Genomic DNA, 14,231 nt, shown 5'->3' with positions numbered 1-14,231 from the left:
CAGACACTCCGCGCCCCGGATTAGCAAAAACTTACACATCCGGCGAACAAGGAGAAATATGGCAGGTTCATCTGCAGGCGTTCTCGATGGAGAACGCGTGGTCGGAGGAGGGGCGCAGACGCAACCCGGCTTCCTCGAAAAAGAACGCATCATCGCGGGCCCCGGCTTCAACCGCTGGCTCGTTCCACCGGCCGCACTGGCCATCCACCTGTGCATCGGCATGGCCTACGGCTTCTCGGTGTTCTGGCTGCCGCTGTCGAAGGCGCTGGGCACCGCCGGCACCGGCGCCCAGGCCTGCGCCAAGGACATGAGCTTCTTCGCCGAGCTCTTCGCCACCACCTGCGACTGGCGCGTGGCCACCCTCGGCTGGATGTACACCCTGTTCTTCGTCTTCCTCGGCTGCTCGGCGGCCCTGTGGGGCGGCTGGCTCGAACGCGCGGGCCCGCGCAAGGCCGGCGTGGTGTCGGCGCTGTGCTGGTGCGGCGGCATGCTGCTGTCGGCACTGGGCATCCACCTGCACCAGTTCTGGCTGATGATCCTCGGCTCGGGCGTGATCGGCGGCATCGGCCTGGGCCTGGGCTACATCTCTCCGGTGAGCACGCTGATCAAGTGGTTCCCGGACCGCCGCGGCATGGCCACCGGCATGGCCATCATGGGCTTCGGCGGCGGCGCGATGATCGGCTCGCCGCTGGCGGTCGACCTGATGAAGCGCTTCTCCACCGCCACCGACGTGGGCGTGATGCAGACCTTCGTGGTCATGGCCATCGGCTACTTCGTCTTCATGATGGCCGGCGCGCTGGGCTACCGCGTGCCGCCATCGGGCTGGAAGCCCGAAGGCTGGACGCCGCCGCCGGCGCAGACGAGCAACGCCATGATCACGCAGCGCCACGTGCACGTGAAGAAGGTCTGGGGCATTCCGCAGTTCTGGCTCGTGTGGCTGGTGCTGTGCATGAACGTGAGCGCGGGCATCGGCGTGATCGGCATGGCCTCGCCCATGCTGCAGGAAGTGTTCGGCGGCGCGCTGATCGAGCTGCCGGCCAGGTACGGCGAGCTCGACAAGACCCAGCTCGCAGCCATCGCGGCGGTGGCGGGCGGCTTCACCGCGCTGCTGTCGCTCTTCAACATCGGCGGGCGCTTCGTGTGGGCGAGCATGTCGGACAAGCTGGGCCGCAAGCTCACCTACACGGTGTTCTTCGTGCTCGGCGGCATCCTGTACGCGAGCATTCCCTCTTCCGCCGGCGCGGGCAGCAAGCTGCTCTTCGTGGGCGCGTGCTGCGTGATCGTGTCGATGTATGGCGGCGGCTTCGCCACCGTGCCGGCCTATCTGGCCGACCTGTTCGGCACGCAGTTCGTGGGCGCCATCCATGGCCGCCTGCTGACGGCGTGGGCCACGGCCGGCATCCTCGGTCCGGTGGTGGTGAACTACATGCGCGAGTACCAGCTGGGCCTGGGCCTGCCGCGCGAGCAGGTCTACAACCAGACCATGTACATCCTCGTGGGCATGCTGGTGATCGGCTTCATCGCCAACCTGCTGGTGCGCCCGGTGGCCGACAAGCACTTCATGAGCGACGAGGAACTGGCCGTCGAGAAGAAGCTGGCGCACGAGAAGGCCTCGGCCGCCGAAGTGGGCAGCGGCTCGGGCCGCGCCGACACGGTGAGCCCGGCGGTCGTCGCGCTGGCCTGGCTGGCGGTGGGCATTCCGCTGGCCTGGGGCGTCTACAAGACGCTGGTGAGCGCCGCCAAGTTCTTCAACTGACGGCCGGCGGCGGCAGGCGGCGGCGCCAGCGGTGCGCCCCGGCTGCAAGCCGCTGCAGGCGGACAATGGCGCCCAGCATTGGTTTACGCTTGGCGCCCACATGAAATCCAAAGTCCAGTTCCGCCTGCGCGTCTACCGGGACGACGCCATCGCCATCGGCCCCGGCAAGATCGCGGTGCTCGAAGCCGTGGCCGAGACCGGCTCGATCTCGGCGGCCGCCCGGCTGCTGGGCATGTCGTACCGCCGGGCCTGGATGCTGATCGACGAGATGAACCAGTCGCTGGCATCGCCGGCCGTGAATACGGCGGCAGGCGGCTCGCGCGGCGGCGGCACGGCGCTCACGCCGGTCGGCGAAGAGATCGTCAAGCACTACCGGGCCATCGAGAACGCCGCGCGCCTTGCCGCCGCGGCCGACATCCGGGCGCTGACGCGGCTGTTGGCGCCATGAGCTCCGAAGCCCATGCCGACGTGGTCTGCCGCCCGGTCGGCGTCGTGCGAAGCCGCTTCACCGAAGCCACCGGCATGCCGATCCAGACCGCCGGTGCGCCCGATGAAGCGGGGCGCGTCGAGGTCTTCGCCGAATTCGCGCCGGGCCTGCGCGACATCGAGGGCTTCGACTACCTGATCCTGGTCACGCACCTGCACCAGTGCGCGCACGAGCGGCTCGAGGTGGTGCCCTTCCTGGAGCAGGGCAATGCGTCGCACGGCGTCTTCGCGACCCGCGCGCCGGCCCGGCCGAACCGGCTGGGCCTGTCGATCGTTCGGCTCACGTCGGTGCAAGGCACGACGCTGCACTTCAGCGGCAACGACATGATGGACGGTACGCCCGTGCTCGACATCAAGCCCTACGTGCCGAAGTTCGATGCGAGGCAGACCACGCGCGTCGGCTGGTTCGGCGACAGGCTCGATCAGCTGCCGCGCACCCGCTCCGACGGCAGGATGGGCTGAGCGCCCGGATCTGCGTCGTTGTCCGGGCCCGGTGGCCGCTCCTGCCAGCCTTGCCAGCATGACCACACGCTCTGCGACAGCACCTCGCGCGCCTCTGGCGGCGCCTCTCGGATGCTGCCCACGCTGATGAAGCCTGCCAGGTACTCGCCCGGCAGCACGCCCACCTGACGCGCCAGCGTCTCGTCGAAGCAGCGCTCACCGCTCAGGACGATGGCGCCGTAACCCAGTTGGTGCGCGGCGCTCAGCAGGTTTCCCAGTGCGGCGCCTGCACCCAGCCATTGCTCGCGCGCCGGGATCTTGCTGCGCTCTTGTGGCGACACGACGAAGCCCAGCAACAACGGTGGTCGCGTGGCGTGCTCGCGCGCGCGCCGGAGGTCGGCTGGGCTGGCCAGCGGATCGCGCCGGAGCTTTTCCTGCTCGAAGCACCATGCCAGAGCCTCCCGGTTCTGGTGGCGGAACTCGATGACGCGCCACGGATGCAGGCCGCCGTGGTCGGGCGCACGCAGGCCGGCCTGGATGATCGCGTCGAGCTCGTCCGGATTCGGGCCGGGCTGCTCCAGCCGGCGCGGCGATACAGACCTGCGCGTCAGCAGGACTTCGAGAATGCGCTCCGCGCCTGTCATGTGCCGCCACATGGTGTCATTGCTCCTTGATGGCCGACGTGCCGGCGTCGGCCCATGCCGCTTCGCGGCGCAGCACCTCGCCGATGTCGCCCGCATCGGTGGCGCCCACGAAGAACGACTGGCTCGCGCCGTCCGCGCCCGTGATGGACAGCACGAAGCCGGCGGCGTCCATGGTGCGTTCGATGCGCCATTCCCGTACCTGTGTCACGCGATGGCGAAGCTCCAGCCGGCCCGAGATCGAACGGACGACGGCGTCGTGGGCGGAAGTGCGCATGGGCTGTGGTCTCCTACGCTGTATCCCGCAGTATATGAAGACTCATCGGATTGCGCATCCTCGTGGGAACCTGAGGCGTCTCCGTGTAACAATCGCGCCGTATTTCCATGAACACGACGAATTCGCTCATCGCCTCGACCGACTGGTTCCCGCTGGTGCTGTCGCTCAAGGTCGCCGCCGTGGCGACCGTGCTGGCGCTGATCGTGGGCGTGGCGCTGGGCTGGGTGTTCGCGCGCAAGAAATTCTTCGGCAGCAACGTCCTCGAAGCCGTATTCATGCTGCCGCTGGTGCTGCCGCCCACGGTGATCGGCTACGCCATCCTCGTTGCGGCCGGCCGCCGCAGCCCGCTGGGCGCCTGGCTGCGCGAGCACTTCGACTACACCATCATCTTCAGCTGGCACGGCGCCGTGGTCGCCTCGGCCGTGGTGGCGCTGCCGCTGGTGCTCAAGTCGGCCAGCGCGGCCTTCGCGGGCGTGGACCGCTCGCTCGAAGCCGCGGCCAGCACGCTGCGGCAGTCGCCGTTCTCGGTGTTCCTGCGCGTCACGCTGCCGCTGGCATGGCCCGGCATCCTGGCCGGCACGCTGCTCGCCTTCGCACGCGCCATGGGCGAGTTCGGCGCCTCGCTGATGGTGGCCGGCTCCATTCCGAAGCAGACCCAGACGCTGTCGATGGCTATCTACGACGCGGTGCAGGCCGGGCACGACGACCTCGCGCTGCTGCTGGTCGTCGTGACCTCGCTGCTGTCGATCACCGTGCTGGTGCTGTCGAACCGCTTCTTTTCGCTGAAATGAGCACACCCCCAGGCTTCGCGCACTTCGTGTCGCTACGCCAACCCCCTTGCAGGGGGCAACACCTGCGGCCCGGCAAAGCCGGTTCCGCGGTGTTCCCCGAAGGGGAAGGGGTCTCTTTTCAATCCTCGGCTCCCTATCAATTCCTGGAGATCATCATGCGTCCGTTGCGTCTTTTGTCCTTCGTCGTTGCCTTGGGCTTGCCGCTGGCTGCCGCCGCGCAGCAGATCACCGTGTCCGCCGCCGCGAGCCTGACCGACGCGTTCAAGGAGATCGGACCGAAGTTCGAGGCCGCCAAGGCGGGCGCGTCGGTGCGCTTCAACTTCGCGGCCTCGGGCGTGCTGCTGCAGCAGATCGGGCAGGGCGCGCCGGTGGACGTGTTCGCCAGCGCCGACCAGGAAACGATGAACCGCGGCGTCGAGCAAAAGGCCATCGATGCCGCCACGCGCAAGGACTTCGTGACCAACAGCCTGGTGCTCATCGAGCCCGCCAGGGAAGGCGTGGGCCTGAAATCGCTGCAGGACCTCAGCGGTGCCAATGTCAAGAAGATCGCCGTCGGCAAGGTCGCGACCGTGCCGGTCGGCCGCTACACCAGGCAGGTGCTCGACGGCGCCAACCTCTGGACCACGCTCGAGCCCAAGTTCGTGCAGGCCGACAGCGTGCGTCAGGTGCTCGACTACGTGAGCCGCGGCGAGGCCGAGGCCGGCTTCGTCTATCGCACTGACGCGGCCATCGCCGGCGACAAGGTCAGGATCGCCTTCACGCCCACCGGCCACACGCCCGTGAGCTATCCGATCGCCGTGGTCGCCGAGAGCAGGCAGAAGGCGCTGGCCGGCGACTTCATCGCCTTCCTGGCGACGCCCGCCGCGCAGGAAGTGCTCGCGCGCTACGGATTCGGCAAGCCATGATCGACGTCGATCTGAAGCTCACGGTGGCCGACGGCCGCCGGCGCTTCGATCTCGCGGTGCGTTTCGCGACGGACGTGCCCTTTGCCGCGCTCTACGGCCCGTCGGGCGCGGGCAAGTCGCTCACCCTGCAGGCCATCGCCGGCCTGTTGCATCCCAGTTCGGGCCACGTGAGGCTAGACGGCCGCACGCTGTACGACTCGGCGCAGGGCATCGACGTGCCCGCGCCGGCGCGGCGCATCGGCTACCTCTTCCAGGACTACGCGCTGTTCCCGCACCTGAGCGTGCGCGAGAACGTGGCTTTCGGCCTGACCGCATGGCACCGCCCCAAGCCCGCCGCGAAGGATGCCGAGCGCGTCCACGCACTGCTCGAGAACTTCGGCCTCGCCGCCCTGGCCGAGAGCCGTCCGCAGACCCTCTCGGGCGGCCAGCGGCAGCGCGTGGCGCTCGCCCGCGCCCTGGCCTGCGAACCCCAGGTGCTGCTGCTCGACGAGCCCTTCGCCGCCCTCAACCCCATGCTGCGCGCCGAACTGCGCGAGGAACTCGCCGAGGTGCGCAGGCAGTGGGGCATTCCGGTGCTGATGATCACGCACGACATCGAGGACGTCCTCGCGCTGGCCGACGTGGCTTTCGTCTACAGCGAAGGCCGGGTGGTGCGCGAGATCGACCTGCACAACGCCGAGAGCCGCGATTTCGCGCTGCACGAGGCGGCCGGTGCCCGCCTCGTGGAAGACACGCCGTTGCGGCGCAAGTTGAGGGGGCTGCTGATGCGGGACACGCGGGGAGCCTGAGGCGGCCCGTTCATTTCCTTTTTGAATCGCCGCATGTCCCGATTCAATTTGACGCTCCGCCGGCCCGCGGCGAACACTCGCTCGCATGAGCAGCGAGCAGAAGATCGAGTTTTACAAGGGCCCGGCGGGCGGCTGGGGCGCATTGCGCAGCGTGACGAACGCGCTGCTGCGGCAGGACATTCCGATCAAGGGCGCGAAGACGCTGCTGTCGGCCAACCAGCCTGACGGTTTCGACTGCCCGGGCTGCGCCTGGCCCGACCGCAACCACGCCTCCACCTTCGAGTTCTGCGAGAACGGCGTGAAGGCGGTGGCCGCCGAGGCCACTGCACGCCGCGCCGGCCCGGAGCTGTTCGCGAAGCACACGGTGGCCGAGCTGGCCGAGCAGAGCGACTTCTGGCTCGAGGACCAGGGCCGGCTCACCCACCCCATGGCCTACGACGCGGCGAGCGACAAGTACGTGCCGATCGAGTGGGACGACGCCTTCGCGCGCATCGCCCGCCACCTGAACGCGCTGCCCGACCCCGACCAAGCCATCTTCTACACCTCGGGCCGGGCCAGCAACGAAGCAGCCTTCCTGTACCAGCTCTTCGTGCGCGAGTACGGCACCAACAATTTTCCCGACTGCTCCAACATGTGCCACGAGCCCAGCGGCAGCGGCATGCGCCCGCAGCTCGGCGTGGGCAAGGGAACGGTCACCCTCGACGACTTCGAGAAGGCCGATGCGATCTTCATCTTCGGTCAGAACCCCGGCACCAACCATCCGCGCATGCTCGGCGAGCTGCGCGCGGCATCGAAGCGCGGCGCGCGCATCGTGAGCTTCAACCCGCTGCGCGAGCGCGGCCTGGAGCGGTTCGCCGATCCGCAGGACAAGCTGGAGATGGCGACCCTGGGCTCCACGCCCATCAGCACGCACTACTTCCAGCTGCGCGTGGGCGGCGACTTCGCCGCCATCAAGGGGATGATGAAGCACGTCCTCGAGCGCGAGGACGAGGCCGTGGCGCGCGGCGAGCCCTCGGTGCTCGACCATGCATTCATCGTCGAGCACACCACCGGCTTCGAGGCGCTGGCTGCCGACCTGCGCGCCGAGCAGTGGGACGTACTCGTGCGCGAATCGGGCCTGAGCGAGGAACAGATCCGCGCCGCGGCCGACGTGTACCTGGGCGCGAAGAGCGTCATCGCCTGCTGGGGCATGGGCATCACCCAGCACCAGCATTCGGTGGCCACGATCCAGATGATCGGCAACCTGCTGATGATGCGCGGCAACATGGGCCGCGAAGGCGCGGGCGCCTGCCCGGTGCGCGGCCACAGCAACGTGCAGGGCGACCGCACCATGGGCATCTGGGAGAAACCGCCCGCCGCGCTGCTCGACCGCCTGCAGCAGGTGTTCGGATTCGAGCCGCCGCGACGCAACGGCGTCGATACGGTCGAGGCCATCCAGTCGATGCTCGACGGCAAGGGCAAGGTGTTCTTTGCGCTCGGCGGCAACTTCGCTGCCGCCACGCCCGACACCTACCAGACCTGGAAGGCGCTGAAGCAGTGCGAGCTCACGGTGCACGTGACCACCAAGCTCAACCGCAGCCATGTGATCCACGGGCGCGAGGCGCTGATCCTGCCGTGCCTGGGCCGCACCGAGATCGACATGCAGGCCGGCGGCCAGCAGGGCGTGACGGTGGAAGACTCGATGAGCATGGTGCACATCTCGATGGGCATCAACCCGCCCGCGTCGGAGCACCTGCTGTCCGAGCCGGCCATCGTGGCGCGGCTCGCGGCGGCCACGCTGGGCGCGCGCAGCAAGACGCCGTGGCTCTGGCTCATCGAGGACTATTCGCGCATCCGCGACAAGATCGAAGCCGTGTTCGACGACTTCAAGGACTTCAACGTCCGCGTGGCGCACCCCGGCGGCTTCCGCCTGCGCAACACCGCGAGCGAGCGGGTGTGGAACACCGCCTCGAGGAAGGCCGTGTTCTTCACGCACGCTGTGCCGCTGGACACGCCTTCGCACCGCGCCCGCGCGCGCTTCGCCAAGAACGGCGCCAAGAAGGGCGACACCATCGTCTTCACGCTGCTGACCACGCGTTCGCACGACCAGTACAACACCACCATCTACGGCATGGACGACCGCTATCGCGGCGTCTTCGGCCAGCGCCGCGTGGTCTTCATCCACAAGGAGGACATCCGCGCCCTGGGCATGAAGGACGGCGACTGGGTCGACATCCAGACCGTGTGGAACGACGGCCAGGAGCGCCGTGCCGACCGCTTCAAGCTGGTGGCCTACGACATCCCGCGCGGCAACCTCGCGGCCTACTACCCCGAGACCAATCCGCTGGTGCCGTTGTCGGCCGTGGCGGAAAACGCTGGCACGCCGACTTCCAAGTCCATTCCCGTGGTGCTGGTGCCGCACGAGCTGCCGATCCAGAAGCTGGCGGAGGACGAGGCCGGCGGCGTGGTGGCCGCGTGAGCCCCTGCACGGCCGCTTCGAAGAGGGCTCGCATCGCAGCACGCCGGGGCGGAGGCACGCCGTGAGCGCCCTGCTGCAGGACAGCCTGTCGGTCGCCATCCTGCGCATGCTCGCGCAGGAGCCCGAAGGCACCGGCGTCTCGCTGCCGCGGCTGGGCAAGCGGCTCGGCCAGGGTGCCAGCGTGCTGATGCGCCGGCTCACGATGATGGGCGATGCCGCCATCGGCGGCGTGCGCGGCCCGGGCTGGGTGCGGGTGGTGCAGCACGACGACCGCTGGGTCGCGCACCTGCTCGAAGCCGGGCGGGCGCAGGTGAGAACACTGCCTCCCGAAGACGAAAACCGCGACTGAGCCGACAATGGCTCGCCCAGCCGGAGCCCACATGTCGAAGCCAGATCACGACGATTCCGAAGACACCCTGCCGCCGCTGTCGCGGCATGCCGTGCGCGTGTTCGGCGAGCGCGGCGTCGCTCCGGAAGGCGAACTGCGCGACGACACGCTCGCGGCCGAGGTGCCGGTGGCGCTCGTGTTCAACGGCGTCTCGCACGCGGTGATGATGGCCACCCCGCAGGACATGGAAGCCTTCGCGCTCGGCTTCGCGTTGAGCGAGGGCATCCTCGACACCGCCGCCGACTGCCGCGGCATCGACGTGCGCACCGTCGATGCGACCGAAGCCGGCCTGCCCGAAGGCATGCCCGGCATCGAGGTGCAGCTCGAGATCTCCACGCGCAGCTTCGAGCGCCTGAAGGACCGCCGCCGCAGCCTCGCGGGCCGCACCGGCTGCGGCGTGTGCGGCGTCGAGAGCTTCGCGGGGCTCGACCTCTCTCCGCAGCCCGTGCCCCGGCGCGACTGGATCGAACGCATCGACCTCGCGACCGTGCTGCGCGCCTTCGCCGCCATGCCGCCGCGCCAGGTCTTCAACGCCGAAGCCGGTGCGATCCATGCAGCCGCATGGGCCACCGTCGACGGCGAACTCACCGATCTCATGGAAGACGTCGGCCGCCACAACGCGCTCGACAAGCTCATCGGCAGCCTCGCGCAGGCGGGCCGCCTGCAGGAGCCGGGCTTCGTGCTGATGTCCAGCCGCGGCAGCCACGAACTCGTGCGCAAGTGCGCGCGCGTGGGCATCGCGGCGATGGCGACCATCTCCGCGCCCACTGCCATGGGCGTGCGCATGGCCGAGTTGTGCGGCCTGCGGTTCTGGGGGCTGTGCCGCGCGCCGCGGGGCGTGCTCTATGCCGACGGGCTCGGCGGCGCGGCTCTTTCGAGCGCCAGCACCGCATCGGCCACGGCCTCGATGCCCTGATCCGAGAGATCGCCCGCCGTCAAGCGCTGGCGTTGCGCCCAGGCGCGGAAATGCAGCTCCTGCGACTTCTGGTAATGCGGGTCGTAGTGCAGCGACATCAGCTCCGAGAACAGATGCGGCAGGTCGGCCTCGTGCGCCCACTGCTGCCAGCGAGAGACGGTCTCCTTGCCCTGCAATTCCTTGAGCGCGCCGAGCCTGTCGGCCAGCGCGTCGCGGTCGTCGCCAAGGTAGGCGTAGTCGCGCAGCAGATAGGCCAGCCGTGCCTCGGGCGTAGCCGACACCTCGATGCACGGCGCGGCGCGCATCCGTGCCACCAGCGGCAATGGCAGCGACAGGCGGCCGATGCGGATGCTCTCGCCCTCCACGTACAGCGGACGCGAGAGGTCGAGGGTTTCGAGCACCGCCGCGATGCGCGTCTCGAAGTGCTTCTGCGAGGGCTGCGCCACGCCCGGCAGCGAACCGAGCAGCGATCCCTTGTGGCAGGCGAAATCTTCCAGGTCGAGCACCTGCGCACCGCGCGCGGCCAGCGCGTGCAGCACGCGCGTCTTGGCGCTGCCGGTGGCGCCGCAGATCACGCGCAGGTCGAGCCTGGGCGTCAGCATGTCGATCTGCGAGATCACGTGCCGGCGAAAGCTCTTGTAGCCGCCCGCGAGCTGCTGCGCGTCCCAGCCGACCAGGCGCAGCCAGGTGACCATCGAGCCGCTGCGCATGCCGCCGCGCCAGCAGTAGACCAGCGGCTTCCAGTTCTCGGGCCGGTCGGCCAGCGTCTCGCGCAGGTGCCGCGCGATGTTGGCGGCCACCATCGCACCGCCGATGCGCCGCGCCTCGAATGCTCCCGTCTGCACGTAGACGGTGCCGACGATGTGGCGCTCCTCGTCGTTCAGCACCGGGCAGTTGATGGCGCCGGGAATGTGGTCGAGCGCGAACTCGGCCGGCGAGCGGGCGTCGATCAGCGTGTCGAAGGCGTGGCGGTCGGCCACCCGCACGGGCTGGCGATGACTCATGGCAGAAGGAACCTCATGCCCCCGATTGTCGGCGACCGGGGCGCTCAGGCGTAGGCCGGCCCGAGTCCCTTGCGCAAGCGAGCGCTCGCAAAGTCGACGAGCGTGACCAGCACGAACATCGCGATCAGCACCGTCATCGCCTGCTGCTGCTGGAAGATCGACAGGTGGAAGTACAGCAGCTGCCCCAGTCCGCCGCCGCCCACGAAGCCCAGCACGGCCGCCATGCGGATGTTCATTTCCCAGCGGTAGAGCGTGTAGGCCACCCACTGCGGCAGCACGATGGGCAGGCTGGCGTAGCTGAAGGCGGCGACGGGGCCGGCGCCCGAGAGCGTCAGCGCGTGCTCGGGCTCCCGCGGGGCGTTCTCGAGCGCCTCGGCGAACAGGCGCCCCAGCACGCCCGTGGTGTGCAGCGACAGCGCCAGCGCGCCCGCGAACGGCCCGATGCCGGCGGCCAGCACCATCAGCGCGGCCCAGACGAGTTCGGGCACGCTGCGCAGGAAGTTGAGGGCAAATCGCGCCACATGGCGAGGCATCCAGCCGGCGCGACCGGAGGCAGGCAAGGCCAGCACCGCGCCCGCAAGCGCCGCCAGCACGGTACCGAGGGCCGACACCGCCAGCGTCTGCAATGCCCCATGCCCGACCTTGGCGAGAAAGTCCGGCGACATGTCGGGCGGGAAGAACTCGGCGACGAACCTGCCCATGAGCTTGAGCGATTCCGCCGAGCCCAGTGCCCGGTAGTCGATGCCGAGGTAGACGAAGCTCGCCACCACGGCCGCGCCGATCAGCAGCAGCGCGATGCGGCATCGCCAGCACGGCGGCGGGCGCGGAGGCAGCGTCTTCGTCGTCATGCCAGCAGCCTCCGCAGCGCGCTGCTCAGCAGATCGGCCAGCAGCACCAGCGCCAGGAACACCAGCAGGATGCTGCTGGCCTCGCCGCCGTTGAGCATCTTCATCGACTGGTCCATCAACTGCCCAAGTCCGCCCGCGCCGACGAAGCCCATCACCACCGACGCGCGCACCGCGCATTCCCAGCGGTAGACGGTGTAGGAGGCCAGCTCCTGCGCCGTGTTCGGCAGCAGGCCGTAGCACAGCGCAGCCAGCCGCCCGCTGCCGCCTTCGAGCAGCGCGCGGGCCGGGCGCGTGTCGGCCGATTCGAGGATCTCCGCGTAGACCTTGCCCAGCATGCCGCCGTAGGTGATGGCCAGCGCCAGCACGCCCGAGGCCGGGCCGAGCCCCAGTGCGCGCACGAACAGCAGCGCCCAGACGATCTCCGGAATCGCCCGCAGCACCATCAGCAGCCAGCGCGCCGCCTGCCGCACGATGCCGGCCTGCACCCGGCCCGGCCCCGGCCCGATGCGCGAGATGGACAGCGCGCGGGTCGTCACGAAGCCCAGCGGAGCGCCGATCAGCAACGCGAGCGCGGTGCCGGCCGTGGCCATGGCCAGCGTCTCCAGCGTGGCCTTGAGCAGCAGGGCGAGAAAGGCCGGCGAGCCGTCGGGCGGGAAGAAACCCGCCAGGAAGCCGCCGATGACCGCCAGATTGCCGTCGGTGAAGAGCGCCCACGGCTTGAATTCGGACAGCGCCAGCATCGGCCACGCGATGACGAGCGCGGCGGCGCAGGCGGCCAGCCGCCGCGCGGCGTGCGGGTCGCGCATGGACGGGGAAGCGACGTTCGTGCTCAAGGGCAGTCGGGCCGATGGAAGGCCGCCTCCACCGCCGCCGCTGTCGTCGCACCCGCCGGCAGCGGCCGTTGCGTCGCGATGCCGCCTTCGCTCGCGTAGAGCGCATCGAGCATCTCTGGCGTGACCTGAGATGCCGGCAGGTCGAACATCACCGTCCCGGCGCGCATGCCGACGACGCGCGGAAACCAGCGCAGCGCGAGGTCCACCGCATGCAGCGATGCCATCAGCGTCGCGCCGGTCGATTCGCTCTGCGCGACGAGCTGGCCGATGGCCGCGTCGGCCAGCGTGGGGTCGAGTGCGGACACCGGCTCGTCGGCCAGCAGCAGGGCGGGGCGCTGGTAGAGCACGCGTGCGATGCCCACGCGCTGCAGCTGGCCGCCGGAGAGCCTGTCGCAGCGCTCGAACAGGCGGTCTTCCAGCGCAAGGCGCGAGAGCACCTCGTGCGCACCGGCGATGTCCGAGGGATGCAGCAGCGAGCCCAGCGCGCGCAGCATCGACCATTCGCCGAGCCGCCCTGCAAGCACGGCAGTGACCACGCGCAGCCTCGGCGCGATGGGCGGCGACTGGTGCACGGTGCCGATGCGGGCGCGCAGCTTCTTCAGCGCCGCCGCGGGCAGCTGCCACGGCCTGGCGTCGAGCGCCTGCACCTCGCCTTCGCCGGGCCGCAGCGACGCGCCGAGCACGCGCAGCAGCGTGGTCTTGCCTGCCCCCGAAGGGCCGATGACGGCGATGCGTTCGCCATCGCGCGCGGACAGCGTCACGCCGGCCAGCGCACGCTGGCCGTTGGGATGGACGACGCCCGCGCCTTCCAGCGAAAAACTCATCCGCGCAGGCTCACTTGATCAGGCCAGCCGACTTGCCCGCCGTCTCGATCCCGTCGTAGTTCGACGACTTGGTCGGGATGAACTTGCTCGCGCGCTGCAGCGCCATGATTTCCTTGTGCGCCGGATTGGCCGGGTCGAGCTTGAGGAAGGCGTCGGTCAGCTTCTTCGTGACCGCGGGATCGAGGCCGGGGCGCACGGTCCAGTTGTAGTCGTAGTAGGTCGGCGTGGTGGCCAGCACGCGCACCTTGGCGGCGTTGGGGTTCTTGGCCTCGACCAGCTTGTCCCACACCGAGGCGTTGAGCACGCCGGCCTCGGCGCGCGAGGCGGCCACGAAGGCCACGGTGGCGTCGTGCGCGCCCGAGAACGCGACGGTCTTGAAGTCCTTCTCGGGATTGATGCCCGCCTGCAGCAGGAAGTAGCGCGGCATCAGGCTGCCCGAGGTGGAGGAGGGCGCGCCGAAGGCGAAGGTCTTGCCCTTCAGGTCGGCCAGCGTCTTGGCGGTGCTGTCCACCGGCACGATGAACTTGCTGGTGAACACCTCGTCCTCCGCGCGCTGCACGATGGGCACCGCGCCGCCGTTGGTGCGGATGCGCGCCTGCACGTAGGTGAAGCCGCCGAGCCAGGCCAGGTCGATCTTGTTGGTGGCCAGGCCCTCGACCACGGCGGCGTAGTCGGTCACGGGCGTGAACTGCACGTCCATGCCGGTTTCCTTCTTGAGGTAGTCGCCCAGCGGCGTGAACTTGCGCTGCAGCTCGGTGGGCGCCTCGTCGGGAATGGCCGACACGCGCAGCACGCCCTGCGCGAAGGCGCCGAGGCTCGCGGCGGAGAAGGTCAGGCCAAGGGCCAGTCGGGTGAGAGTCTTTTTCATGGATGCG

At 69.5% G+C, this 14,231-nt stretch carries 16 protein-coding genes; 9 read left to right on the top strand and 7 right to left on the bottom strand.

What is annotated here, in order from left to right:
* Positions 1–58 precede the first annotated feature (58 nt).
* The 3 genes from ACTJLF_RS24505 (at position 59) to tsaA (ending at position 2,704) form a co-directional block, all read left to right on the top strand.
* The gene (locus tag ACTJLF_RS24505) at positions 59–1,756 is read left to right on the top strand and encodes an OFA family MFS transporter (RefSeq protein ID WP_132753943.1); all 1,698 of its coding nucleotides are present in this window, start codon (positions 59–61) and stop codon (positions 1,754–1,756) included.
* Positions 1,757–1,856: 100 nt separating this feature from the next.
* On the top strand, positions 1,857–2,204 hold the full coding sequence (locus ACTJLF_RS24500; protein ID WP_019656631.1) for a winged helix-turn-helix domain-containing protein: 348 nt from the start codon (positions 1,857–1,859) through the stop codon (positions 2,202–2,204).
* Entirely contained in the window at positions 2,201–2,704 is a 504-nt protein-coding gene (gene tsaA, locus ACTJLF_RS24495; RefSeq protein WP_440884071.1) for a tRNA (N6-threonylcarbamoyladenosine(37)-N6)-methyltransferase TrmO, read from the top strand. The genes ACTJLF_RS24500 and tsaA overlap by 4 nt, the downstream gene beginning before the upstream one ends.
* Here tsaA and ACTJLF_RS24490 read toward each other — a convergent pair.
* Positions 2,665–3,339, bottom strand: coding sequence for a nitroreductase (locus ACTJLF_RS24490; protein ID WP_309938152.1), 675 nt, complete (start codon positions 3,337–3,339; stop codon positions 2,665–2,667). The two genes, tsaA and ACTJLF_RS24490, sit on opposite strands and share 40 nt — an antisense overlap.
* A gap of 4 nt (positions 3,340–3,343) precedes the next feature.
* Entirely contained in the window at positions 3,344–3,601 is a 258-nt protein-coding gene (locus ACTJLF_RS24485; RefSeq protein ID WP_132799350.1) for a hypothetical protein, read from the bottom strand.
* A gap of 107 nt (positions 3,602–3,708) precedes the next feature.
* Between ACTJLF_RS24485 and modB the strand changes: the two genes are divergently transcribed.
* The 6 genes from modB (at position 3,709) to fdhD (ending at position 9,847) form a co-directional block, all read left to right on the top strand.
* A complete protein-coding gene (gene modB, locus ACTJLF_RS24480; protein ID WP_019656635.1) occupies positions 3,709–4,392 on the top strand; it encodes a molybdate ABC transporter permease subunit in 684 nt (227 codons plus the stop codon).
* Between the two features lie 155 nt (positions 4,393–4,547).
* Positions 4,548–5,297: a molybdate ABC transporter substrate-binding protein gene (gene modA / locus ACTJLF_RS24475; protein WP_440884070.1), complete on the top strand. Its 750-nt coding sequence runs from the start codon at positions 4,548–4,550 to the stop codon at positions 5,295–5,297.
* Entirely contained in the window at positions 5,294–6,085 is a 792-nt protein-coding gene (locus tag ACTJLF_RS24470) for an ABC transporter ATP-binding protein (RefSeq protein ID WP_132799356.1), read from the top strand. Before modA ends, ACTJLF_RS24470 begins: the two co-directional genes overlap by 4 nt.
* 85 nt (positions 6,086–6,170) lie before the next feature.
* Positions 6,171–8,543: an FdhF/YdeP family oxidoreductase gene (locus tag ACTJLF_RS24465; protein WP_440884069.1), complete on the top strand. Its 2,373-nt coding sequence runs from the start codon at positions 6,171–6,173 to the stop codon at positions 8,541–8,543.
* A gap of 61 nt (positions 8,544–8,604) precedes the next feature.
* Positions 8,605–8,892, top strand: a complete 288-nt coding sequence (locus ACTJLF_RS24460) for a hypothetical protein (protein WP_184606221.1) — start codon at positions 8,605–8,607, stop codon at positions 8,890–8,892.
* 31 nt (positions 8,893–8,923) lie between these two features.
* Entirely contained in the window at positions 8,924–9,847 is a 924-nt protein-coding gene (fdhD, locus tag ACTJLF_RS24455) for a formate dehydrogenase accessory sulfurtransferase FdhD (RefSeq protein ID WP_132799360.1), read from the top strand.
* Here the strand turns inward: fdhD and mnmH are convergent.
* From mnmH to ACTJLF_RS24430, 5 genes are read right to left on the bottom strand one after another with little or no spacing between them, the layout of a single operon-like run.
* On the bottom strand, positions 9,775–10,851 hold the full coding sequence (gene mnmH / locus ACTJLF_RS24450) for a tRNA 2-selenouridine(34) synthase MnmH (protein ID WP_440884068.1): 1,077 nt from the start codon (positions 10,849–10,851) through the stop codon (positions 9,775–9,777). The two genes, fdhD and mnmH, sit on opposite strands and share 73 nt — an antisense overlap.
* Positions 10,852–10,895: 44 nt before the next feature.
* Entirely contained in the window at positions 10,896–11,699 is an 804-nt protein-coding gene (gene phnE, locus ACTJLF_RS24445) for a phosphonate ABC transporter, permease protein PhnE (RefSeq protein ID WP_126183098.1), read from the bottom strand.
* A complete protein-coding gene (locus tag ACTJLF_RS24440) occupies positions 11,696–12,505 on the bottom strand; it encodes a PhnE/PtxC family ABC transporter permease (protein ID WP_184606388.1) in 810 nt (269 codons plus the stop codon). Before ACTJLF_RS24440 ends, phnE begins: the two co-directional genes overlap by 4 nt.
* Before the next feature lie 23 nt (positions 12,506–12,528).
* The gene (locus tag ACTJLF_RS24435) at positions 12,529–13,356 is read right to left on the bottom strand and encodes a phosphonate ABC transporter ATP-binding protein (protein ID WP_440884067.1); all 828 of its coding nucleotides are present in this window, start codon (positions 13,354–13,356) and stop codon (positions 12,529–12,531) included.
* A 10-nt stretch (positions 13,357–13,366) separates the two neighbouring features.
* A complete protein-coding gene (locus tag ACTJLF_RS24430) occupies positions 13,367–14,224 on the bottom strand; it encodes a putative selenate ABC transporter substrate-binding protein (RefSeq protein ID WP_019656645.1) in 858 nt (285 codons plus the stop codon).
* Positions 14,225–14,231: the final 7 nt, after the last annotated feature.

The organism is Variovorax sp. 22077 (assembly GCF_052044195.1).
Taxonomy (GTDB): domain Bacteria; phylum Pseudomonadota; class Gammaproteobacteria; order Burkholderiales; family Burkholderiaceae_C; genus Variovorax; species Variovorax atrisoli.
Note: the sequence above shows the minus strand (reverse complement) of the source record. Positions and strands in the feature narration are given on the sequence as shown.